The organism is Pseudomonas putida (assembly GCF_028682635.1).
Lineage (GTDB): Bacteria > Pseudomonadota > Gammaproteobacteria > Pseudomonadales > Pseudomonadaceae > Aquipseudomonas > Aquipseudomonas putida_AE.
Window position 1 is genome coordinate 1 of record NZ_JANHLK010000104.1, and the last position, 376, is coordinate 376.

A 376-nucleotide genomic window follows, 5' to 3' on the forward strand; every position below is an offset into this window, starting at 1 on the left:
TGCCGATGATGCGAACATTTATGTGCGCAGTCGCCGTGCTGGCGAGCGAGTGATGGCCGGTGTGGAGCGGTTTCTGAACCAGCGCCTTAAATTGACGCTGAATCGGGACAAGAGCCGGGTAGCCGGATCCTGGAGGTGCGATTACCTGGGTTACGGGATGAGCTGGCATCAGCAGCCGAGACTGAGAGTAGCTGTGATGAACCTGGGCCGCTTGCGCGACCGGCTTAGAGACCTGCTGCGCGGAGCGCAGGGCTGCAAGATGGCGAGCGTCATCGAGCGGATCAACCCTGTACTGCGCGGTTGGGCTGGCTACTTCAAGCTCAGTCAGAGCAAGCGACCCCTTGAGGAGTTGGACGGTTGGGTGCGTCACAAACTG

1 protein-coding gene is annotated in these 376 nt (G+C 60.4%); it reads left to right on the forward strand.

Annotation, left to right across the window (positions count from 1 at the left end):
• The coding region (locus NPS56_RS31060) for a group II intron maturase-specific domain-containing protein (RefSeq protein ID WP_274078184.1) at window positions 1-376 on the forward strand (376 nt) is incomplete at both ends.